Here is a 21,962-nt window from a genome sequence, read left to right on the forward strand (position 1 = left end):
CTTAGGGTACGGCTACAAGTTCAACAATACGGCTTATCACCTGATCTTTAGTAATGCCATCAGCCTGTGCTTCGTAGCTTAAAATAATACGATGGCGCAGTACATTATGTACAACGGCTTGAATGTCATCGGGTGCAACAAAATCACGGCCATGTAACCAAGCGTGGGCACGGGCACATTTATCAAGTGCAATGGTGGCACGGGGGCTTGCGCCAAACTCAATCCAACGGCCAAGTTGCTCATCAAACTTAGCCCCTTCTCGAGTGGCAATAATAAGCTGTACTAAATATTGCTCAAGCGGCTCGGCTAAATACAAACCTAAAATAGCTTGGCGAGCGGCAAATAAGTCGCTTTGGGTAATTTGCTGCATTACCGCTTGGTGTTCATTAAGCGCTTCACCACGGGTTAAGCGCAGTATATCTAGCTCGTGCTCTGCACCTGGGTAATCAATGCTTAAATGTAATAAAAAACGGTCTAATTGTGCCTCTGGCAGCGGGTAAGTCCCTTCTTGCTCCAGCGGGTTTTGGGTAGCCATTACCATAAACAAATCGCTAAGCGGGTAGGTGTTTTTACCTACCGTTACTTGGCGCTCTGCCATGGCTTCTAATAACGCTGATTGTACTTTTGCTGGGGCACGGTTTATTTCATCGGCTAAGATAAGGTTATGAAATAAAGGGCCTTTTTCAAACACAAATTCACTTGTTTGTTGGCGGTAAATATCGGTGCCTGTGACATCTGCAGGTAATAAGTCGGGCGTAAACTGCACGCGTTGAAACGAGCCTTCAATGCCTTTAGCAAGGGCGTTAACAGCACGGGTTTTTGCAAGCCCTGGTGGGCCTTCTACTAATAGGTGCCCATCAGCTAAAATGGCAATAAGGAGTGCTTGAGTAAGCTCTGGCTGGCCAATAATTTGTGTATCTAAGTACGTTTTTAATTGTTTGAATGCGTTAGCTGCCATAATAAATAGACTTCCTCGTCAGCTGGGTTTGTACCTAATTTGTTATAGGTGATTAATACTGACCTAGTTATAAGGTTTATAAGTGAGTAACTCAAGAGTTAGACTGTATTTTTAAAAATAGTTCGTTATTTTTTAACGGTTTTTAGCGTACCACAAATCTTTGTAAAAACGCGTAAAAAAGCCTATTGTGGTAGTCAATATTAAGCACTATGTGTATATCTAGCTTTAGTGCTTTTGTATAAATTTGTGTTTATCTATTGGCTTTAGCACACGGGTTGTTTAGAATCGAGGAAAACAAACAGGTCAGACCTGTCAGCGGGAGAGCATAAATGTCTGAGCAAAATATACTAAAAACACCAAAAGGCGACCGTATTGCCATCGTTAGCGGCTTACGTACTCCTTTTGCAAAACAAGCAACAGCGTTTCACCATGTACCGGCCCTTGATATGGGTAAGTTGGTGGTTAACGAAATGCTTGAACGATTAAATTTCGACAAGTCAGAAATCGATCAACTTGTATTTGGTCAAGTAGTGCAAATGCCAGAAGCACCAAATATTGCGCGTGAAATAGTATTAGGTACGGGTATGCCTGTAGGTGTAGATGCGTATTCTGTATCGCGTGCGTGTGCTACCAGCTTTCAGGCCATTGCCAATGTAGCTGAGTCTATTATGGCAGGCTCTGTAAATGTAGGTATTGCTGGTGGTGCTGACTCATCTTCAGTGCTGCCTATTGGCGTAAGTAAAAAATTGGCAGGTAGCTTAGTTGATTTAAACAAAGCGCGTACCTTAGGCCAGCGCTTAAAAATATTCTCAAAACTGCGTTTAAAAGATTTATTACCAGTACCGCCAGCGGTTGCCGAGTACTCGACGGGTCTTTCTATGGGGCAAACAGCTGAGCAAATGGCTAAAACACACAACATTAGCCGTGAAGATCAAGATGCACTCGCGCATCGCTCGCATTCACTTGCAACCCAGGCATGGGCAGATGGCAAGTTAAAAGATGAAGTTATGACGGCGCACTTGCCGCCATATAAAAGCTTTATTGAAGAAGATAATAACATCCGTAAAAATTCTACCGTTGAAGGCTACGCTAAGCTTAAACCAGTATTTGACCGCCAACATGGCTCGGTTACCGCAGCAAACGCAACACCCTTAACAGATGGTGCAGCTGCCGTACTGATGATGAGCGAAAGCAAAGCAAAAGCACTAGGCTACGAAATTTTAGGTTATGTGCGCAGTTTTGCGTTCTCGGCAATTGGTGTAGAGCAAGATATGCTAATGGGCCCAGCGCATTCAACGCCTATCGCACTTGATAGGGCAGGTATTACGCTTGCTGATTTAGATTTAATTGAAATGCATGAAGCATTTGCAGCACAAGCGCTGGCTAACATGAAAATGTTTGCATCAGATAAGTTTGCGCAAGAAAAACTTGGTCGTAGCAAAGCAATTGGCGAAATTAACATGGATAAGTTTAACGTTAACGGCGGCTCACTGGCATATGGTCACCCATTTGCAGCAACCGGTGCTCGCTTAATTACGCAAAGCTTACACGAGCTTAAACGTCGTGGTGGCGGTTTAGCATTAACAACAGCGTGTGCTGCTGGTGGTTTAGGTGCAGCCTTTGTATTGGAGAGCGCGTAATGACAGATTCAGTATTTAATTTAACGGTAGATGAAAACAAAATTGCCGTAGTAACCATTGATGTGCCGGGTGAAAAAATGAACACTCTGCGCGACTCATTCGCTGATGACTTAAAAGCTTTACTTGAAGAAGCCAAGCAAGAGTCAGTAAAGGGTATGGTATTTATTAGTGGTAAAAGCGATAACTTTATCGCGGGCGCTGATGTAAAAATGCTTGATAGCGTAGAAAAACGTGAAGATGCTTTAGCAATCAGTGAGCTGTGTCATCAAGCCTTTTTTGATATGACAAAGCTACCTTACACAACGGTTAGCGCAATTCATGGTGCGGCGCTTGGTGGTGGTTTAGAGTTTGCTTTAGCGTGTGATTACCGCGTAGGCACGGATAGCGATATTACTAAAGTAGGCCTGCCAGAAGTACAACTTGGTTTATTACCAGGTGGTGGCGGTACGCAGCGTTTAACTAAAATTGTAGGCATTCAAAAAGCGCTAGAGTGGATGCTAACAGGTAAGCAAATTCGTCCTAAGCAAGCTAAAAAAGCGGGCGTATTAGATGATGTAGTACCACAAAGTGTATTGTTAAAAGTTGCTAAAGAATTTGCAGCTAAGAAAAAGCCAGCAGATAAAGAGCCTAAGCTTGATAAAGTAAGCAAATTGCTAGAGTCAAACCCGTTTGGTCGTAACTTTATCTTTAAAAAGGCGAAAGAAAACGTCCTTAAAAAAACTGGCGGACATTATCCTGCACCGCTTGCAATTATTAAGGCTGTGCGTGCAAGTGTAGAGCTTGATAAATTAAAAGCATACAAAACAGAAGCTGAAAGCTTTGCAACACTTGTAATGAGTGACGAGTCTAAAGCGCTGCGTAGTATTTTCTTTGCAACCACGGAAATGAAAAAAGAGTGGCGCAACGATGATGCGCCGGCTATTAGTAAAACAGCTGTTTTAGGTGGTGGCTTAATGGGTGCTGGTATTGCGCATGTAAGCGCAGTAAAAGCCAAAGTACCTGTGCGTATTAAAGATGTTGCAGAACAGGGCATTAGTAATGCCATGAACTACACCTACAAAATTTTAGATAAGCGCCTTAAGCGCCGTATTATGTCTAAAGCTGATATGCAGTTAACCATGAACCGTATTACCGGTACTACTGACTACAGCGGCTTTAAACACATTGATTTAGTAGTGGAAGCTGTATTTGAAGACCTAGCCTTAAAGCAAGGTATGGTTGCTGATATAGAGCAGCAATGTCAAAGCAATACTATTTTTGCTAGTAACACGTCATCACTGCCTATTTCACAAATTGCAGCGCAGGCGCAGCGTCCAGAAAACGTGATTGGTCTGCATTACTTCTCGCCAGTTGAAAAAATGCCACTAGTGGAAATTATTCCACATGAAGGCACGTCACAAGAGACCATAGCACGTGTCGTTAACTTTGCTCGTAAGCAAGGTAAAACGCCCATTGTGGTAAAAGATATGGCTGGTTTTTACGTAAATCGTATTTTAGCGCCTTATGTAAATGAAGCGGCTAATTTAATGCTTGCCGGTGAGCCAATTGAAAAAATAGATGCAGCGCTTGTAGAGTTTGGCTTCCCAGTGGGGCCACTTGCTTTACTTGACGAAGTAGGGATTGATATAGGCTCTAAAATTGCCCCAATTCTTGAAAAAGAATTAGGCGAGCGATTTAAAGCGCCAGATGCATTTTCTCGTATGATTGATTCAAAACGCCTAGGCCGTAAAACGGGTCGTGGTTTTTATGAGTACGATAAAAAGAGCAAAAAAGTTGACGAGTCAGTGTATGAGCTACTAGGTGTGACACCTGCTCCGCGTTTAAATAAAAGCGAGATTGCTAAGCGTTGTGTATCACAAATGCTTAACGAAGCAGTACGTTGTTTAGACGATGGCATTATTGCCAGCCCACGTGATGGCGATATTGGCGCTATATTTGGCATTGGCTTCCCACCGTTTTTAGGTGGACCGTTTAGCTACATGGATAAATTGGGCGCAAGTAAAGTAAGCTCTGAAATGTCTACTTTGGCTAATAGCAATGCGAACTTTGCTCCGTGCGATACGTTAGTAAGTATGGCTGAATCAGGCGCTAAGTTTTATCAAACGCAGCCTGTTACAACTGAGCTAAGCCCAGCACCTGTTGCTGAACAAGCAATAGAGGCAGAGCCTGCTGATGAGCAACCTCAAGAAGAGAGCGTGGACTCACCAAAGCAAGACTCGTAAAACAGCTTGATTAAAAAACCGCATTAGATGCGGTTTTTTTATACCTGCTATTTGTAAATATAGAATACTAGGGCGCAATGATAAGCAATTATTCTTTAGGGCTAACCTCGGTACATACTGTGTTAAAAACGTGCATTTATAAACTTAGATTGCCAGTCTTTATTTAGTTATCGACAGGTTTTTACCCTCAAATAAGGCTTATAATTAAGTGGCTTGCTATAAAGTGTGTTAGCTTAATTTGCAGCTAAGCAGATAAGAGGTAAACCATTATGCAGTTGTTTACAGCACGACTAGCAATGCGCCCACTTCAAAGCAGTGATTGGCCATTATTTTTGCAGTTACATCAAAATTCAACCGTGATCCGTTATTGCTACGATATGCCCAGTGAAGCGTTTGTACGCAGCCGGTTTGAACAACGTTTAAAAAGCTGGGATAGCACTTCTACTCATCCACTTTGCCTTGTCGTATTTGATAAGCGTTCAAATGAGCCCATGGGTGTTACGGGGTTTACGTACGAACTTGAGCAAGCTGAGCTAGGCTATTTGTTTTTACCCGCGTATTTTAATCAAGGCTTTGCCAGTGAGTCACTGCGTGCCGTGATTGAGTGGGCATGGCAACAATGGGGTATTACACAGTTTAAAGCCGTGGTTACAAAGGGGAATATAGGCTCTGAAAAAGTATTACAAAAGTGTGGACTAACGTTAACGGGCATTAATACGCAAGCGCATACTATTAATAATACACGTTATGATGATTTGATATACACATTAAAGTTGTAGCAAATAGGGCTAGCAAGCTAGCCCGTGATGGTGGTTTCTATAGATGTGCTTCAATTGCTTTACGGTCTTTTTCTGGCATATTCTCAACAACTAATTTGAACGAATTATCGATCATTCTTTCAATTTCGCCTTGTGGAATAGAGCCATCTAATATCACCGTATTCCAAAGCCGCTTGTTCATATGATAGCCAGGGATCACCGCAGGAAAAATATCACGCAATTTAAGTGCTTCATCGGGATCGCACTTTAAATTAAGCCACCAAATAGGATCTCCATCATCATTAACGTCTCCATCATTACCTAAGGCAAGGGTGGCAAACATTTTATGATTTACTTTATAAACATCAACCTCTTGAGCAAATGGTTTTGTCACTTGCACCAAGGGCTTCTTTACTAAATACTCATGTACTGTGTTTTGGTCCATGATCCAATCCTTGAAGTCATACTCGGTAGAGATACCATAGCAGTTTTTTTCGCTTTTGATTATAGGTATTTAGTTTTAAATTAAAAATTTGCAAGTCTATATCAAATGCAGCCCCAAATTAACGTATTTTTAGTTGAACAATACCTAGTTCGTGGTATGTTTCTGGCAATCAAAAAAATAATAGGAAAACCCCCATGCCAAGGCGAGTGACGTTAAAAAAGGAACCGCGATTGAGTTTAATAATCGTGTGTTGGTAGTTAAAGATATTGTACGTTCGGTACCACAAGGTCGTGCAGGCGGTAGTTTGTACCGTATGCGTTTATACGATGTCGTAACAGGTGCAAAAGTAGACGAAACCTTCAAAGACAGCGACATGCTAACCCTAGCAGACTTAACTCGCCGCGAAGCAATGCTTTCGTACATTGATGGCGATGAATACGTGTTTATGGATAATGAAGACTACACGCCGTATAACTTAAACAAAGAGGCAATAGCAGAAGAAATTCAATTCGTTAACGAAGAAACGCAAGGCGTACACGTTATTGTGATTGATGGCTCGCCTGTAGGTTTAGATTTGCCATCGAGCGTAGAGTTGGTTGTTGAAGAGACTGACCCTTCAATCAAAGGTGCTTCTGCGAGTGCGCGCTCTAAGCCTGCACGTCTGAGCACGGGTTTAACCATTTCGGTGCCTGAGCATATCTCTACGGGCGACCGTATCCGTATTAATACGGCTGAGCACAAATTTATGGGCCGCGCTGAAAAGTAGCCCAAGCTATATGATAAAGCTGGCGTTATGCCGGCTTTTTTTATGTCAAAATTTTATAAATTAAGTAAACACAACCTATATCAATACTTAATTTATATAAGCTGATAGCTAGAGCCGCTACTTATTCGTCTGATTAAACGGGCCTATTTGCCCTAAAATACGTAGCTTTGCTTTTGAGTTTAATGGAGAAGATGTTTGCTTTTCCGTACACAGGTGTTTGCATACACAATTAAGAAGCCAATCTGTGTATTTGCTCCATGGCATTACCTTATTTGAGCTAAGTGTTTATTAGCACTTATAAGGCTTGGCGTAGAGTTACTTTGTTGCTGTTTCAAAAACGCGGTAAATTCATCTTTTGAAAGCGGTTTAGAATAGAAATAGCCTTGCACCGTTTCACAATTTAGCGTTTTAAGTATGTCAATTTGGCTTGCTTGCTCCACACCTTCAGCAACCACATGTAAATCGAGGTTTTGTGCAATCGTCACAATAGAGTCAACCATATTACGGCCTCGTTCGGTGGTCATGTCATCAATAAATGCTTTGTCTACTTTTAAGGTATTGAGCGGAAATTGTTTTAAGTACGCTAAAGATGAATAACCTGTGCCAAAATCGTCCATGGCTAAATGAATACCACGGGCACTTAGCGAGCGCATAATTGCAATGGCTTCTTGCGGGTCGTCCATTACGGTGCCTTCGGTAATTTCCAGCTCTAAAAAGTAAGAGGGAAGTTCGTTTTTTTGTAAGATCACGTCAATACGGGTTGTTAAATCTGGCAAGCTAAACTGCTTAGCCGACAAGTTAACTGCAACGCGGCCGCTAAATAGCCCATCGTCTAGCCACTGCTTTACATCGCGACACGCTTTGTTTAAAACCACCTCACCAATTTCTATAATTTGCCCGGTTTCTTCTGCAATAGGAATAAAAACGCCGGGGCTAATAACGCCTTTTTTGGGCGTTATAAAGCGCACTAATGCCTCCATTCCGGTGAGTTTACCTGTGCGAATATTCATTTTTGGTTGGTAATACACTTCAAAATGGTTTTCTTTTAGACCAAAGCGCATTAGGTTTTCTATTTGTAAGCGTTTAACCGCTTGGCGGTTCATAGTGTCGTTAAAAAACAGATAACTATTACCTTTCTTTTTAGCGTGATACATAGCGGTATCAGCGTTTTTTAACAGTAGTTCTGGCGTACTGCCATCTTCAGGGAATAACACTATGCCTACGCTAGAGGTAATCGCGAGCTCATGGCCTGCCATTTTAAATGGGGTGGCAATAGCGGCTAAAAACTGTTTTGCCATGCGCGTTATCACATGTATGTCGTTTGTATCTGCCATAACTAGGGCAAATTCATCCCCCCCTAAGCGGTAAAAAACATCATTCTCGCGGGTTAATTTATTTAACCGCATAGCCAATTTTGCTAACAAGCTGTCGCCTAGCTGGTGGCCTAACGAGTCATTTATTTTTTTAAAGTTATCTAAATCAAATACCAAAAGGGCGTGATGGGTGTTTTGTTTTACTAGCTTTTGTAGGTTCGTAAAAAATAAATTTCTATTTGGTAAACTGGTCGTGCGGTCTCTATTTGATAAATTATGTAACTGCGATTGTGCATTTTTACGTTCAGTTAAATCTGAATAAACCACGACATAGTTTGTTATTTGGTGTTGAGCGTTTTTTATCTCATCAATAGAAATTTCTATAGGTAGTAAAACTCGCTCGCTATTGCGCAGTTTTACCTCTTGTTGAATTCGCTCACGCTCTCGTACTATATTTTTAATGTTTTCTATATAGCTTTTATCGTAACCAGGTAAGTTAAAAGGCTTTTTAATGTACTGCTCTCTAACGCCACCAAACAGGGTTAAAAAGCTGGGGTTTATATCAACTAAGTTAAAGTTTTTATCATAGATAGCGAGTGCATCAGTAAGGGATTCAACACACTTAGCAAATAAATTGAGGCGCTCTTGTGTTGATTTTAACACTGAAATATCGCGCACTGTGCCAGTCATCCTCAGTGGGGCTAAGTTAGCATCTTTTTCTATTATTTTTCCGCGGTCTAATACCCAGTGCCAGTGGCCAAAGGTGTCTTTAATGCGGTAAGTGGCTTCAAAAAAAGCAGACTTTTGAGCAAAGTGTTTTTTTAGTAAATGCTCAACTGAAGCAATGTCGTGTGGGTGAATTAAGCTTTTGTTTGGCGGAAAACCCATTAACGTTGTTGAGTCCATCATGTATTTGTCGTTAATGCGAATAACTTCGCCAGTTTTTATATTCCAATCCCAAAGTGTATCACCACTGCCTTCAACAGTGCTTTTTAAGCGTTTTTCCGAGAGGCTATGCTGCAGTCTAGAGCGCTTTAATTTATAAATTACCAATAATAGATACGGCAAAGCCAGCGCGAGGAGGGCGCTGGAAACAGTTAAAACAGTGTGGGTATCTATGTTAAAGGCGTGTTCAAAGGCAACCGCTACGGGTGATAGGCTTAGCAGCAACCAGCAAAAACTACATTTTATTATTGTTATTTTTATCATTTGTTTTATTACTACTAATTAACAAACAATAATTTAAATCATGCCTCCTTTAGAGTCAAAGAGATTGCGAGCAAAGCGGCATTTTTTGCGATTTATTTACTTTTGCGCTACTTAATAACTCATACCTTGGTCTATCGTCTGCAAAAGTAGCCATTGTATAGGCCTTTATTTGCTCAAGGGTAAGCGTATGGAGAGCCTCTAACAGGCGTTTTTGCATATGAAAGTTATGATCTTTATTACCTATTGCAAGCCAAAAGCGCTGTGAACGTAACCGTAGGTTTTTATCTTTTTCAGCAATATGAGTTGCTAACCCTTGTTTATGCTGCTGCCATGCTGTTTCATCTAGGGCGTCTAGGTTGGCAATAAATTGGCTTACAAAATGATTATGTCTGTGCAGCAGGGTTTGAGCTTCAAATTTTGGTGATTGTATATAAAAAGCGATACCGGCTCGGGTGTTAAAAGGGGCGTAACCTGTGCCAACTAAGTACCCTAATTGCTGAGTTGTTCGCAGTTCGTTAAAGTAATCTTGGTTTATTAAATGATTAAGCGCCATTAATTTTACTTTTTCATTTACATCAGAGGTTTGCGCCTGATAATAAATAACCATAGCGTGGTCGCTACAAGGCAGTTCAAGCTGACAGCGGGTTACTTGATCTATTTCACGCAGCGGGCGTGTTAAATCTTCAATAGCAGCGGCACTTTTTAGATGTTCAGCCACTTTTTTATGGAACACTTTTGCATCTGTATGCTGCCAATTACCATGTAAAAAGGACTCAACATGTAAAGCTTTAAAAAAGTCGACTCGAAATTCGTTAAATTGCTGAAAACACGTATTTTTAAGTGCTGTAGCTAATTCATTAGGCTGCGGATTCCATGGCATTATTTTAGCCCCTAACACGCTAAATAGCTCACTTACGGGCTTATTTTGGTTACTGTTTCGCCAGTGTCTTACCAGTTGCTTTTTGTATTCAGCAAAGCGACGGGCGCAAATATCAACATTAAACAGTGCATCAAGTAATTGCTCTACTAACTCTAACTGACTCGTGGATAGCCCCGCTGTGTGAAGCGTAAGCCCGCCTTGATGTGAGGTTAAATGATAACTAAGCCCAGCTAGTTCTGCAGGGTAAAATTGCTCACCGACACTGTCCATAAATAAGTCGCTAAAAAGGCGAGTTAAGGCCATGTGTTTTACATCTTTTACTGCAAAGTGCGAGTCCATTGCTAAATAAAAATGACCTTTTGCCACTCTAAAGGTGTTGTCTTGTTTAAACCAAAAATCAAAACCAGACTCTTTAACTAACAATACAGGCTTTGTTTGTGGTTTTTCGACTTCATATAATACCACTTCTTTTGTTAAATAAGGATTTGCTGAAGGCAGCAGCATGGTGTTTAAGGGTTTATTTATATGTGAAAGCGACTCCAGCCAATGCGGCGAAATTGCCTCAACTTTGTAAGGGGTGTTGTACCACGCGGTTGTGTGCTCTGCCTCAACGCCTGGGTGAATAAGTACCAAGCGCATATTCTGTGGGGTAAGCCATTGCATAGCCATTTCGTGAGCGGCTTTATTAAAACCCTCCATTAAGTAATCGCCTTGCACATAGTTAGCTTCGTCGTAGTGCTGCATATTAATACTCAGATTACTTACCCAATCAATTAAGCGCGATTTTTCTTGGTTATCAAACGCAATTTGTAACAGGTTTTTTTTATCTTGATACAGGCGCGGTAGTTTGTCGGTGTTGTCGTTGATTAGGCAAATATACTCAAACACAATTTCTATTATGTCTTCAAAGTATTCAATGCCTTCATCGGTAAGGGCCATGCTAATGTTAAAATCTTTAAAGTTACTTCCATTTATACCGCCACCGGCAGAAAGGGCGTTAATCCACCCTTGTTCTTTTAAAATAGAGTACAGCGAGCCTGCGCCTTCGTAGCCTAGTAGATGGGCTATAAAACTTACCGTTTTGTGTCGGTAAAAGTCATCAATATTTGGCATAGCAAAACTAACTATAAGCTTTTGCATATGCTTATGCGGTTCTATATGCAGTATTTTGCCTATGTCTTGTGTGCGGTACAAAGGTTCATTGATAGCGGGCTTTACTAGGTCTTTATCCCCTTTGATAGGGCTAAAGTAATGTCGTACCCATTGCGCTAGTGTATCGAGCGGTTCATTCGCGCATATCACTAATGTCATCCACTGTGCTTGATAGTGGTTAGTAAAAAAGTCTCTGAGCTCGTCACTTATACAGCGTTCTCTATCTGCAAGTGTTTGTAAATTGCCAACGGAAAACTTCGCAAAAGGGTGGGCTGGGTTTACGGTTTCTTTATGAGCCTGATAAATGCGCCGACCGTCGTCTTTTATTTTTAATTTAAACTCAGCGTCGATAGCATTACGCTCTTTTTCGGTTTCTGCTGGGTTTAATAATGGGGCTATAAAAAAACGGCTAAACTGTGCAAGTGCACCTTCAAGTGCTTGATTATTAATATCAAAGAAATAACAAGTGTGTTCAGTGCCGGTCCATGCGTTAGTATTGCCGCCAGCTTGTGAAACAAAATTATTAAAGCTTCCAGAATCAGGGTATTGGTCGGTACCTAAAAAAAGCATATGTTCTAAAAAGTGTGCGAGGCCTTGCCTATCAAGGGGATCATCAAAATGGCCAGCGTTTATGGCCATAGAAGCAGCGGCTTTAGTTGAATCTTTATCTTGCACTAATAATACTTTTAGCCCATTGTCGAGTGTAATGGCGCGGTATGCTCTGTTATCATTGCGGCTGATATTCAAATGATGCTCCTGAAACTAAACGTTTACTTGTTAACAACAGATGATAGCTTCAGGACAGCGAAAAATAGCGAAAAGATTTACCTGAATATCATGAGAGAATTATTCTTTGGAATAATAGTTAATATAGCGGACAAATGGGCAAACTGGCTACTGTTTTATATTCATTAATCGGTTGATTATTTATGAAAACAATCTTAATTATGCGCCACGGCGAAGCAACACCGATGCAAGCTAACGACGCAGCAAGAAATCTAACACCGAAAGGCCATGCAGAAGCAGAAAAAATGGGCTTATGGTTACACCAACATTTTTCTGTTGACGCTTTGTTGGTAAGTCCTTACTCGCGGGCACAGCAAACAGCTAAAGAAGTCGAGAAAAACAATGTATTCAAATTTAGTGAAACGTGTAGCGATATTATTCCTGAGGGAAAGCCACAAATAGCAGCTGACTATTTAGAAACACTTATTGCTATGCACCCCCAGTGCAATACCTGGTTAGTGGTCGCCCATATGCCTATTGTTAGCTATATAGTTGATCAACTCACTCCGGGTAATATGCCTATTTTTAACACCGCGGCGGTTGCTGTAATTCAGTATGATGAAACCTCACAGCGCAGTGAATATATTAATATCAACGCGCCTGCCAATATATAGAAAAAAGAGATAACTATGAGTATAGAACGCCTTGAAACGGGTGCGCGCATGAGCCGTATAGTTAAGCATAATGGAACCGTTTATTTATGCGGACAAGTATGCAGTGACGCAGAGCAAAACATAACAGAGCAAACGCAAACAATGCTCAACAAAGTAGAGGCCTTACTTGAGCAGGCGGGGAGTTCTAAAAAGCATATGCTCAGCGCAACTATTTACGTTAAAAGCATGGAATATTTTGCCGATATGAATGCGGTTTGGGATGCATGGGTACCAGAAGGTTATGCACCAGCACGCGCCTGTGTTGAAGCTAAAATGGCGCGCGATGCACTATTAGTAGAAATTTCGGTAGTGGCCGCACTTAAATAAGTGTTGTTATAAAAGTACAGCAAGCCACAACGAAAAGCTTACAACACTAAGCACTGTTGAAAGCACCACTGCACCGGCGAGCGTAACTTGATGCGTATTTAATTGGCTTGCAATTAAATACGCATTAACGCCAACGGGTGAGGCGCTCAGCAATACCAGTACGTTACGAATTTGCGTATCTAATGCAAACACCCATGTAGCTGCTACATACACAGCAGCAGGCAACACCAGTATTTTTAATAGTGAAGAAATAAGCGCTGGCTGCCAATTAGCGGCTACTTTATAAAACACCAAATTAGCACCTAATACAAATAAAGCGCACGCAATAGCAGGGCTTGCAAGTAGCTCTAAGGCGTTGGCTAAATTAGCAAATAATGTAATCCCCGACACATTTAAAAGTAACCCACAGCCAATACTCAACACAATAGGGTTAAGAATCATGTTTTTAGCAAATTTTGTCCACGAGAAATCAGCTGTGTTTCCTTTCGCGCCTATTAAATAAGTTAACGCAAAAAGCAGCGTGCTATGAAATGTGATGATCATAAAGGCGATAGCAATCATGTCTTTGCCAAGTGAAGCAATAACAATGGGTATACCCACTAACACCATATTTGAATAACTTCCAGCAAGACCAAACACACTATGCTGTTGATAATTTCCCGCACTTTCTTGTTTGGTTAAACAGTACCTATCAATAAGTATGCCCAAAGCAAATACCGCTAACACAGGAATATAAAAGCTTAAAAATGCTTGGAGGCTAATACTTTGATGCAAATTTATTTGCGACATATTGAGCATTAAAAAGGCGGGTAAGCTCACATAAAAAGTAAATTTACTTAAGCCGGCAATATGCTGCTGATTAAAAAATTTAAAATAACAACAGGTGTAGCCCAATGCGACAATAAAAATTAATGGAAAAATAATCGAAAAAATTTGCACGTATTCTTCCTCTAATTAGCGTCTAAACTCATCGCTTTGTGGTAAATCAATTAAAATCAACACGGCACCGCGCCCGCCATATTCTAGCGGTGCTTGGTGCATGGCTATTACATCGGGGTGCTGCACCAAGTACTGCGGTACTTTGTGTTTTAAAACACGCTCGCCAATACCATGCACTATGCACGCGCAGTAATAATGCTGTTTTTTGCACTCGTGAATAAGCCCTGCGAGTTCATCTTTTGCACGTTCTTTATTAAGCCCGTGCAGGTCGAGAGTTAAATCGGGCGCAAAGTCGCCGCGTCGCAACTGTTTTGCTAAAAAAGAGTCGTGACCATTTTGCACATAGTTAATGGTGCTATTTGTGTCTATATCGGGGATATATTCGTCAGAAAAGAAAAATTCAGACTCAACCTGCTTTTTTTGCTGGGCAAATTGCTTCGCTTGTGACACTTTAGGTTTTGTATCAAACCTATGGGTATCTTGTTTGAACACCTTAGCGCCTGTAATTGTTTGGCGAAAAAGGTCAATGTCGTCGTTGCTTAGGGACGATTGTGATGAGATGTCTTTTTTCATAAATTTTACCTAAACAAAAAAACGTAAAAACGCAGCGCAAAAGGCGGTACAATATAAAGGTGAGGGGCAATTGTAATTTGCTCAGCACAGTTAGGCAATGCAATCGTTGCAAAGACTCAAAACAGTCAGTTAGCTAAAACAGGTAAAAAATATGAGTGATTTACAAATAGAAGAAGCAACACTTGATGAAGCTGTTGCAGAACTGTCAACGTTACATGACTGGTTACGCTGGACTACAAGCCAATTTGCAAGTAGTGGAATATTTTTTGGACATGGCACAGATAACGCGTGGGATGAAGCCGTTAGCTTATTACTTCCTGCATTAAGTTTACCTATTGATGCCCCCAAAGAGTTAATGCATGCGCGGTTAACAAGTACAGAAAAAAACCGCCTAGCAGGGTTAATCGCAGAGCGTATAAACGACTGCACGCCGGTGCCATATTTAACAAACACTGCTTGGTTTGCGGGCATGCCATTTTATGTCGATGAGCGTGTGCTTATTCCGCGCTCGCCGTTTGCAGAACTTATTGCTAATAAGTTTTCACCGTGGCTTGAGCAGCCGCAAAGCGTTAACCGTATTTTAGATTTATGCACAGGCTCTGCTTGTATTGCCATTGCGCTTGCTCAGGCGTTTGAAACGGCACAAGTAGATGCGGTTGATATATCGTATGAAGCGCTTGAAGTAGCAGATATAAATATAAACGACTATATGCTAAGCGACCGCGTACTGCCTATTCAGTCAGATGTATTTAGTGGTGTGCCAGGGCAAAAGTATGACCTAATAGTAGCCAACCCACCGTATGTTGATGCTGAAGACATGGCTGATTTACCACGTGAGTTTCATCATGAGCCTGAGCTTGGTTTAGCATCTGGCCATGATGGCTTAGACGTTACACGTACTATTTTAGAGCATGCAAGCAATCATCTAACTGATAACGGTTTGTTATTTGTAGAAGTTGGTAACTCTATGGTACATATGGATGCCTTGTATCCGGGCGAACCCTTTGAGTGGGTTGAGTTTGAGCAAGGTGGCTTAGGTGTATTTGTAATAAGCAAAGCGCAGCTTGATACGTATTTTGCTAAATAAATTTTAAGCCGAGCACATGCTCGGCAACTTTTGTAGTCATTAGGAATGAGGAAAGTTAATGGCAGGTAATAGCATAGGGCAGTTGTTTAAAGTGTCCACCTTTGGTGAGAGCCACGGCGTTGCTCTAGGCGGTGTTGTAGATGGTACTCCCGCGGGCCTTGAGATCACAGAGGCCGACTTACAAATTGATTTAGACCGTCGTAAACCTGGGCAAAGCCGTTATACAACGCAGCGCCGAGAAGACGACCAAATAAAAATTCTTTCAGGCGTTTTTGAAGGCAAAACCACAGGCACCAGCATTGGTTTACTTATCGAAAATACCGATCAGCGCTCAAAAGACTACGGTAAAATTAAAGATGTGTTTCGCCCAGGTCATGGCGATTACACTTACTGGCACAAATACGGCCTGCGCGATTATCGCGGCGGTGGCCGCTCTTCTGCGCGTGAAACCGCAATTCGTGTAGCGGCAGGCGCCATTGCTAAAAAATACTTAAAGCAGTTTCATGGTATTGAAGTAAAAGCATGCCTAAGCCAACTAGGGCCAATAAAAGCCGAAAGCTACGACTGGGATGAAGTTGAAAACAACTTATTCTTTTTCCCTGATGCAAGTAAGCTGGAAGCGCTTGATGAGTACATGCGAGACCTTAAAAAGCAAGGTGACTCAGTGGGCGCTAAAGTAAAAGTTGTGGCTAGCAATGTACCAGTAGGATTAGGCGAGCCTGTATTTGATAGGCTAGATGCTGAGATTGCGCATTCACTTATGAGCATTAACGCCGTTAAGGGTGTAGAAATTGGTGATGGCTTTGATGTAGTTGAGCAAAAAGGCTCAGAGCATCGTGATGAGTTAACCCCAGAAGGCTTTACCTCAAACCACGCAGGTGGCGTACTTGCTGGTATTTCTACAGGGCAAGATATTATTGCCTCAATTGCGCTTAAGCCTACATCAAGTATCACTATTCCAGGTAAAAGCATTAATACTGAAAACGAAGCAGTAGAGATGATCACCAAAGGGCGTCACGATCCGTGTGTTGGTATTCGTGCAATTCCTATTGCTGAGGCAATGATGGCCATTACACTAATGGACCATTTGCTGCGCCAGCGCGGGCAAAACCCACATGTTAACCACGAACATGGACCAATTAACGGCTCTGTATAACCGTTAAAACTTTGAATAAGCGCGGAGAACCGCGCTTTTTTGTGCCTGTAATTTGCTTTTAAGCCTTTCAGGGGTTGTTCAAGTTTACGCTATATACTGTTTTAAGGAGGAGAGTAATCATGAACGATAAAAAGCACGATAACACACACCTTGAAACCCAAGCTGCTATAGCAAGGCTAGAGCGTTTTAGTAAGCTAACAGACAGCAGCATTGGTATTCCTTTTACTAAATTTAATATTGGCCTAGAGGCTGTGATTGGTTTAATACCCGTTATAGGGGATGCCGCAGGGCTTATTTTATCAAGCTATGTATTAGTAGAGGCGCAGCGCTTAGGTGTAAGTAAACGCATAAAAACAAAGATGATCATTAACATGCTGATTGATTTTGTAGGCGGTTTAGTTCCATTTTTTGGCGATATATTTGATGCTTTTTTCAAAGCCAACACCCGCAATACCCGTTTATTAAAAAAATATTTAAATGCGCAGCTAGCTAATTGATACTAATAGTCTTTTTACAGGCTTTAAATTTTTTTATTAAGAATAAAAAACAAAGTGTTGTTGGTTGTTTAATCACCTAGTAAGGTAGAGAAGCCTATTCACTTTGGTATATACAAAATGCAATTATTTATCGGTAATAAAAACTATTCTAGCTGGTCATTACGCGCATGGTATTTAATGAGTAAATTTGATGTCCCATTTGACGAAACCCAGCTTGTGCTCGACACCAGTGATTTTTACGACGAACTAAAACAACACTTTCATGTTCAAAAAGTGCCGGCGTTAATTGATGGTGATCTGCAGGTGTGGGACTCGCTCGCAATCTGTGAATATATTAACGATGCTTATTTATCTGGTGCCGCATGGCCAAAATATATTACCCAAAGAGCTAAAGCACGCGCGTTAAGCGCTGAAATGCATTCAGGCTTTATGGCACTTAGAAACGAAATGCCAATGAACATACGAGCAACCCGTAAAGTAGATCTATCAAACGAAGCACTAAAAGACATCGCTCGCATAGATGAGATCTTTGCACTGCAACAAGATGTGTTTCCCAATGCATGGTTTTTTGGTGACTTTAGTATTGCCGATGCGATGTACGCGCCCATTGTATTGCGCTTAAAAACCTATCAAATTACGCTATCAGAACAGGCGCAGCAATATTGTGATTTTGTGATGCGTTGCCCTGTTTTGCAAACATGGATTACTCAGGCGTTAACCGAGACCGATATAGTAGAGTGCGACGAAGCAGGAAAAGACGTTTAACACCCTCACCACTTTTACTTTAAAGGTAAAAGCCCGTACAATTCGTCTCGTTTTTAGTGCGCTAATTTTGCGCTGTAACCGAGATGAATTAATCAGTTTTTATGCATCAAATTGCCGATCTTATATCTATTTTCGATAGTGTTTTTTATCAAAGTCATAATACTCGCTTAGTAAAAGGCGATGATGAGCCTATTTATCTACCTGCCAATAAAACCCATGGGTTTAATCAAATTGTATTTGCACACGGCTTTTACGCCAGCGCTCTGCATGAAATAGCACATTGGTTAGTGGCTGGTAATAAACGCAGAGAGCTTGAAGATTATGGGTATTGGTATTGTCCAGATGGGCGAGATAAACACCAGCAAGCTGAATTCGAAAATGTAGAAATAAAGCCACAAGCCATAGAGTGGCTACTTAGCACCGCTGCGGGCTTTGATTTTAATGTGTCGGTAGATAATTTGAACGGCGAGCAAACTTGTCGGTTTGACTTTCAGGCGCGAGTACACCAGCAAGTATTAATATTATTAGAGCAGGGAGTTAACGCACGCACCCATGCATTATTAAAAGCGTTAAGTGATTTTTATAAAACACCGTGGCCGTTAACCGCTCAGCAATTTAATTGGCATCACCCTCAGGAGTTACAAAATGCAGTTTAAGTTAGGCTTAATTATTAACCCTGTTGCAGGACTTGGTGGCAGCGTTGCTTTAAAAGGGAGCGATGGCGAAAACACGGCTGCAAAGGCAATTGAGCTGGGTGCGCAAGCCAAAGCTAACAGCCGCACACAGGCAGCCCTAGAAGTGCTTGTACCCTATCAAGAGCAGTTAACAATATATACTGTAAATGGCGATATGGGCGAAAAAACAGCACGCGCATTAGGCTTTAATGTTGAAGTAATTTATACCGCTAATACCGTAACAAGCGCCGACGATACAGAGGCCAGCGCTAAATTACTTAAAAATTTAGGTGTTGATTTAGTCCTGTTTGCTGGTGGCGATGGTACTGCGCGTAATATCTGTCATGCCATAGAAGATACTATACCAGTGCTGGGTATACCTGCTGGCTGTAAAATTCACTCTGGCGTCTATGCCATTACCCCTAAAGCAGCTGGGCGAGTAGTAGAAATGCTAGTAAAAGGCGAGCTGGTTACACTTGCCGATGCCGATGTAATGGATATTGACGAAGAGGCGTTTAGGCAAGGCACCGTAAAAGCTAAGCGCTACGGTGAAATGCAAATACCAAGCGAAGTACGTTATGTACAAGCGGTTAAAAATGGCGGTAAAGAAACAGACGAGCTCGTGCTTGCCGATATTGCAGCGCATGTGGTGAGTGAAATGGATGAAGACACTTATTACATCATGGGAAGTGGCTCAACCGTTGAAGCCATAATGCAAGAAATGGGGCTTGAGAACACATTGTTAGGTGTTGATTTAATTAAAAATCAAACCCTAGTTGCGCAAGATTTAACGGCTAAGCAATTACTTGAGTACACGCAAGGGCATGCGACTCAATTGGTTATTACATTAATCGGCGGGCAAGGCCATATTTTTGGCCGCGGTAACCAGCAGCTAAGCCCTGAGCTTATCCGTGCCATCGGCAAAGACAATATCATAGTGGTGGCAACTAAAACCAAATTACACGCGTTGAACGGGCGTCCACTTATTTGTGACACCGGCGATAGCGCTTTAGATGATGAATTAACAGGTTACATTAAAGTAACCACCGGCTATAACGACCATATTATGTATGCTGTCGGTTATGAAAACCAGGAGAAGTAACACAATGAGTTTAGTGAATTATATTGATGCTGCGCAGCAATACTTTGATGATTTAGTAATTAAAGCAACAGATGATGAGCTGTTCGCTGGTGGTTACTTGCGCGGACATTACGACCTTGCAGTAGGCTATGCCCAAGTAGAAGAGCTGACAATTTCTATTGATGAGCTCAACGAAACTGTGGAGCAAAGCTTAGTAAAAGCATACCGCAATGGCGAGCTAAACGAAGAAGATAAAACCTTGGTTGTTAGGCTTTGGGAAGAAGTGAAAGCCCTCGCTTAACGGATGCTTAGTTCACAATTACAAAAAACGCGGCAACGATAATGAAGCCGCGTTTTTTTATGCTTTATTTGTGCCCATAATAGATTAATTAGTTAATTTACTGTTACTCATTAATGGTATATTGTTACTAAAACCTATTTGGGAGCTATAAATGAACAATAATAATCAAGCAGCGGTACCTACAGGGTTAATCGCACGTTTTTTAAATTTTGTGGAGCGGGTTGGTAACAAACTACCCGATCCGGCGATTATTTTCTTATTCGCTATGTTACTTATTTGGTTGTGCTCGTGGTTATTATCTGGCGTAAGTTTTGATGCGTTAGACCCACGTACAGGTCAAGCCATTGTTGTGAATAACCTGCTAGAGGGCGACTCACTCGCCTCGTTTTTATCTTCCATGGTAAAAACCTTTACGGGCTTTGCACCACTGGGCGTGGTACTGGTTGCCATGTTAGGTGTGGGGGTGGCTGAACACTCGGGTTATATCAATACGGGCCTTAAGTTAATGCTTAAAGTGACCCCAAGGCAACTGTTAACCCCTTCAGTGATTTTAGTGGCTATTGTAAGCCATACTGCAACCGATGCAGGCTACGTATTGGTGATCCCACTAGCAGGTGTTATTTTCTTTGCCGCAGGGCGACACCCATTAGCGGGCATTGCAGCAGCGTTTGCAGGTGTGAGCGGTGGATTTGGCGCTAACTTTATTCCATCAGGGATAGACCCATTACTACAAAGCTTTACCCAAAGTGCAGCGCAAATTATTAACCCCGATATGTCGATTAACCCCCTCAATAACTGGGCATTCACTTCTGCTTCGAGTTTATTTATTGTTTTATTAGGCTGGTATATTACTGACAAAATAATTGAGCCACGATTAAAAAACACACCGCTTAATGAAGATACCCAAAATTTACCAGCCTTCGATGAAGCTAAAAGTGATGAAAAACGCGCCTTTTTTATAGCCAGTAGCGTAATGGTTGTAGGGCTTGCTTTACTTGCATTTGTATCCGCTCCTGCCGATTCAGCAATGCGCAGTGCCGATGGCTCACTGACTAATTTTAGATCGCCCCTTATGCAATCTATTGTGCCTTTAATCTTTTTATTATTTTGGATACCTGGTGCCGTGTATGGTTTTACCGTTGGAACCTTTAAAACCTCAAAAGATATGATAGATGCGATGAGCACCGCAATGAGTGGCATGGCTTATTACATTGTAATGGCGTTCTTTTGTGCGTTATTCATTGCGGCGTTTTCTAAGTCTAACTTAGGTGCGTTAATGGCCATTGAAGGAGCGCAGCTTTTAAAGGCAATGGAGTTGCCAAGCGCTGTAACTGTTGTGGGTATTATATTTTTGACCGGTTTTGTAAATTTGTTCGTTGGCTCCAGCTCAGCAAAGTGGGCGTTACTTGGGCCTATTTTTGTGCCCATGTTAATGCAACTAGGTATATCACCCGATTTAACCCAAGCGGCTTACAGAATCGGAGACTCTAGCTCAAACATTATTACCCCACTTATGCCGTATTTCCCATTGGTTGTGGTTTACTGCCAAAAGTACGTAAAAGATACCGGTATAGGCACGCTTATCGCACTTATGCTCCCCTACTCAATCGCGTTTATGATTGGCTGGAGTATTTTCTTGCTAGGGTATTGGGCACTCGGTATTCCGTTAGGGTTAGATGCGAGTTACGTTTATCCAACGTTACCTTAATTTAAAACTTAATTTATGAACCTCACTCACTTGAGTGAGGTTTTTAATATAAAAATTCAGTAATGTAAAAAG

At 41.6% G+C, this 21,962-nt stretch carries 19 protein-coding genes and 1 pseudogene; 14 read left to right on the top strand and 6 right to left on the bottom strand.

Annotation, left to right across the window (positions count from 1 at the left end; genetic code table 11):
• Window position 1 precedes the first annotated feature (1 nt).
• A complete protein-coding gene (locus AN393_RS02170) occupies window positions 2–958 on the bottom strand; it encodes a MoxR family ATPase (protein WP_029773481.1) in 957 nt (318 codons plus the stop codon).
• A 329-nt stretch (window positions 959–1,287) separates the two neighbouring features.
• Between AN393_RS02170 and fadI the strand changes: the two genes are divergently transcribed.
• The 3 genes from fadI (at window position 1,288) to AN393_RS02185 (ending at window position 5,599) form a co-directional block, all read left to right on the top strand.
• A complete protein-coding gene (fadI, locus tag AN393_RS02175; RefSeq protein ID WP_055014021.1) occupies window positions 1,288–2,598 on the top strand; it encodes an acetyl-CoA C-acyltransferase FadI in 1,311 nt (436 codons plus the stop codon).
• Complete coding sequence (gene fadJ / locus AN393_RS02180) at window positions 2,598–4,820, top strand: fatty acid oxidation complex subunit alpha FadJ (protein WP_055017187.1); 2,223 nt, start codon at window positions 2,598–2,600, stop codon at window positions 4,818–4,820. Before fadI ends, fadJ begins: the two co-directional genes overlap by 1 nt.
• 269 nt (window positions 4,821–5,089) lie before the next feature.
• On the top strand, window positions 5,090–5,599 hold the full coding sequence (locus tag AN393_RS02185) for a GNAT family N-acetyltransferase (RefSeq protein ID WP_055014019.1): 510 nt from the start codon (window positions 5,090–5,092) through the stop codon (window positions 5,597–5,599).
• Between the two features lie 37 nt (window positions 5,600–5,636).
• Here AN393_RS02185 and AN393_RS02190 read toward each other — a convergent pair whose 3' ends face one another.
• Window positions 5,637–6,023: an MmcQ/YjbR family DNA-binding protein gene (locus AN393_RS02190; protein WP_004587303.1), complete on the bottom strand. Its 387-nt coding sequence runs from the start codon at window positions 6,021–6,023 to the stop codon at window positions 5,637–5,639.
• 199 nt (window positions 6,024–6,222) lie between these two features.
• Between AN393_RS02190 and yeiP the strand changes: the two are divergent.
• Window positions 6,223–6,789: pseudogene (gene yeiP / locus AN393_RS02195) on the top strand (elongation factor P-like protein YeiP); the annotation flags it as partial.
• Window positions 6,790–7,052: 263 nt separating this feature from the next.
• Here the strand turns inward: yeiP and AN393_RS02200 are convergent.
• On the bottom strand, window positions 7,053–9,311 hold the full coding sequence (locus AN393_RS02200; protein WP_055014017.1) for an EAL domain-containing protein: 2,259 nt from the start codon (window positions 9,309–9,311) through the stop codon (window positions 7,053–7,055).
• Window positions 9,312–9,366: 55 nt separating this feature from the next.
• Entirely contained in the window at window positions 9,367–12,090 is a 2,724-nt protein-coding gene (locus AN393_RS02205) for an insulinase family protein (protein WP_055017189.1), read from the bottom strand.
• 182 nt (window positions 12,091–12,272) lie between these two features.
• On the opposite strand from AN393_RS02205, the gene sixA reads away from it, so the two are divergent.
• Both sixA and AN393_RS02215 read left to right on the top strand, forming a co-directional pair.
• Entirely contained in the window at window positions 12,273–12,743 is a 471-nt protein-coding gene (gene sixA / locus AN393_RS02210; RefSeq protein WP_055014015.1) for a phosphohistidine phosphatase SixA, read from the top strand.
• A gap of 15 nt (window positions 12,744–12,758) precedes the next feature.
• A complete protein-coding gene (locus AN393_RS02215) occupies window positions 12,759–13,109 on the top strand; it encodes a RidA family protein (protein ID WP_055014014.1) in 351 nt (116 codons plus the stop codon).
• Window positions 13,110–13,115: 6 nt separating this feature from the next.
• Here the strand turns inward: AN393_RS02215 and AN393_RS02220 are convergent, their stop codons facing one another.
• Window positions 13,116–14,048 carry an AEC family transporter gene (locus AN393_RS02220; protein ID WP_055017190.1) on the bottom strand — a complete coding sequence of 311 codons (933 nt, stop codon included), beginning with the start codon at window positions 14,046–14,048 and terminating at the stop codon, window positions 13,116–13,118.
• 15 nt (window positions 14,049–14,063) lie between these two features.
• Window positions 14,064–14,621, bottom strand: coding sequence for an endonuclease SmrB (gene smrB, locus AN393_RS02225; protein WP_024031888.1), 558 nt, complete (start codon window positions 14,619–14,621; stop codon window positions 14,064–14,066).
• Window positions 14,622–14,772: 151 nt separating this feature from the next.
• Between smrB and prmB the strand changes: the two genes are divergently transcribed.
• From prmB to AN393_RS02265, 8 genes are all read left to right on the top strand, one after another.
• The gene (gene prmB / locus AN393_RS02230) at window positions 14,773–15,708 is read left to right on the top strand and encodes a 50S ribosomal protein L3 N(5)-glutamine methyltransferase (RefSeq protein WP_055017191.1); all 936 of its coding nucleotides are present in this window, start codon (window positions 14,773–14,775) and stop codon (window positions 15,706–15,708) included.
• A gap of 58 nt (window positions 15,709–15,766) precedes the next feature.
• Window positions 15,767–16,864: a chorismate synthase gene (gene aroC, locus AN393_RS02235; RefSeq protein ID WP_024031890.1), complete on the top strand. Its 1,098-nt coding sequence runs from the start codon at window positions 15,767–15,769 to the stop codon at window positions 16,862–16,864.
• 119 nt (window positions 16,865–16,983) lie between these two features.
• Window positions 16,984–17,361: a DUF4112 domain-containing protein gene (locus tag AN393_RS02240; RefSeq protein WP_055017192.1), complete on the top strand. Its 378-nt coding sequence runs from the start codon at window positions 16,984–16,986 to the stop codon at window positions 17,359–17,361.
• A 117-nt stretch (window positions 17,362–17,478) separates the two neighbouring features.
• Window positions 17,479–18,126 (top strand): glutathione S-transferase family protein, encoded by a 648-nt coding sequence (locus AN393_RS02245; protein ID WP_055017193.1) that lies wholly within the window; start codon window positions 17,479–17,481, stop codon window positions 18,124–18,126.
• Between the two features lie 101 nt (window positions 18,127–18,227).
• On the top strand, window positions 18,228–18,782 hold the full coding sequence (locus AN393_RS02250) for an elongation factor P hydroxylase (protein ID WP_055017194.1): 555 nt from the start codon (window positions 18,228–18,230) through the stop codon (window positions 18,780–18,782).
• The gene (locus tag AN393_RS02255; protein WP_055017195.1) at window positions 18,772–19,902 is read left to right on the top strand and encodes an ATP-NAD kinase family protein; all 1,131 of its coding nucleotides are present in this window, start codon (window positions 18,772–18,774) and stop codon (window positions 19,900–19,902) included. Before AN393_RS02250 ends, AN393_RS02255 begins: the two co-directional genes overlap by 11 nt.
• A gap of 4 nt (window positions 19,903–19,906) precedes the next feature.
• Window positions 19,907–20,182: a YfcL family protein gene (locus AN393_RS02260; protein ID WP_055014003.1), complete on the top strand. Its 276-nt coding sequence runs from the start codon at window positions 19,907–19,909 to the stop codon at window positions 20,180–20,182.
• Window positions 20,183–20,333: 151 nt separating this feature from the next.
• Window positions 20,334–21,890, top strand: coding sequence for an AbgT family transporter (locus AN393_RS02265; RefSeq protein WP_055017196.1), 1,557 nt, complete (start codon window positions 20,334–20,336; stop codon window positions 21,888–21,890).
• Window positions 21,891–21,962 lie beyond the last annotated feature (72 nt).

It is taken from the genome of Pseudoalteromonas sp. P1-25, from assembly GCF_001401805.1.
Lineage (GTDB): Bacteria > Pseudomonadota > Gammaproteobacteria > Enterobacterales > Alteromonadaceae > Pseudoalteromonas.

What these genes read in the sequence shown, in the direction of transcription:
- AN393_RS02260 (WP_055014003.1), top strand. Translation starts at nt 19,907, where the DNA reads ATGAGTTTAGTGAATTATATTGATGCTGCGCAGCAATACTTTGATGAT.
- AN393_RS02190 (WP_004587303.1), bottom strand. Translation starts at nt 6,023, where the DNA reads ATGGACCAAAACACAGTACATGAGTATTTAGTAAAGAAGCCCTTGGTG.
- AN393_RS02255 (WP_055017195.1), top strand. Translation starts at nt 18,772, where the DNA reads ATGCAGTTTAAGTTAGGCTTAATTATTAACCCTGTTGCAGGACTTGGT.
- AN393_RS02185 (WP_055014019.1), top strand. Translation starts at nt 5,090, where the DNA reads ATGCAGTTGTTTACAGCACGACTAGCAATGCGCCCACTTCAAAGCAGT.
- prmB (WP_055017191.1), top strand. Translation starts at nt 14,773, where the DNA reads ATGAGTGATTTACAAATAGAAGAAGCAACACTTGATGAAGCTGTTGCA.
- AN393_RS02215 (WP_055014014.1), top strand. Translation starts at nt 12,759, where the DNA reads ATGAGTATAGAACGCCTTGAAACGGGTGCGCGCATGAGCCGTATAGTT.
- sixA (WP_055014015.1), top strand. Translation starts at nt 12,273, where the DNA reads ATGAAAACAATCTTAATTATGCGCCACGGCGAAGCAACACCGATGCAA.
- AN393_RS02250 (WP_055017194.1), top strand. Translation starts at nt 18,228, where the DNA reads ATGCATCAAATTGCCGATCTTATATCTATTTTCGATAGTGTTTTTTAT.
- AN393_RS02245 (WP_055017193.1), top strand. Translation starts at nt 17,479, where the DNA reads ATGCAATTATTTATCGGTAATAAAAACTATTCTAGCTGGTCATTACGC.
- fadJ (WP_055017187.1), top strand. Translation starts at nt 2,598, where the DNA reads ATGACAGATTCAGTATTTAATTTAACGGTAGATGAAAACAAAATTGCC.
- aroC (WP_024031890.1), top strand. Translation starts at nt 15,767, where the DNA reads ATGGCAGGTAATAGCATAGGGCAGTTGTTTAAAGTGTCCACCTTTGGT.
- AN393_RS02265 (WP_055017196.1), top strand. Translation starts at nt 20,334, where the DNA reads ATGAACAATAATAATCAAGCAGCGGTACCTACAGGGTTAATCGCACGT.
- AN393_RS02170 (WP_029773481.1), bottom strand. Translation starts at nt 958, where the DNA reads ATGGCAGCTAACGCATTCAAACAATTAAAAACGTACTTAGATACACAA.
- AN393_RS02200 (WP_055014017.1), bottom strand. Translation starts at nt 9,311, where the DNA reads ATGATAAAAATAACAATAATAAAATGTAGTTTTTGCTGGTTGCTGCTA.
- smrB (WP_024031888.1), bottom strand. Translation starts at nt 14,621, where the DNA reads ATGAAAAAAGACATCTCATCACAATCGTCCCTAAGCAACGACGACATT.
- fadI (WP_055014021.1), top strand. Translation starts at nt 1,288, where the DNA reads ATGTCTGAGCAAAATATACTAAAAACACCAAAAGGCGACCGTATTGCC.
- AN393_RS02240 (WP_055017192.1), top strand. Translation starts at nt 16,984, where the DNA reads ATGAACGATAAAAAGCACGATAACACACACCTTGAAACCCAAGCTGCT.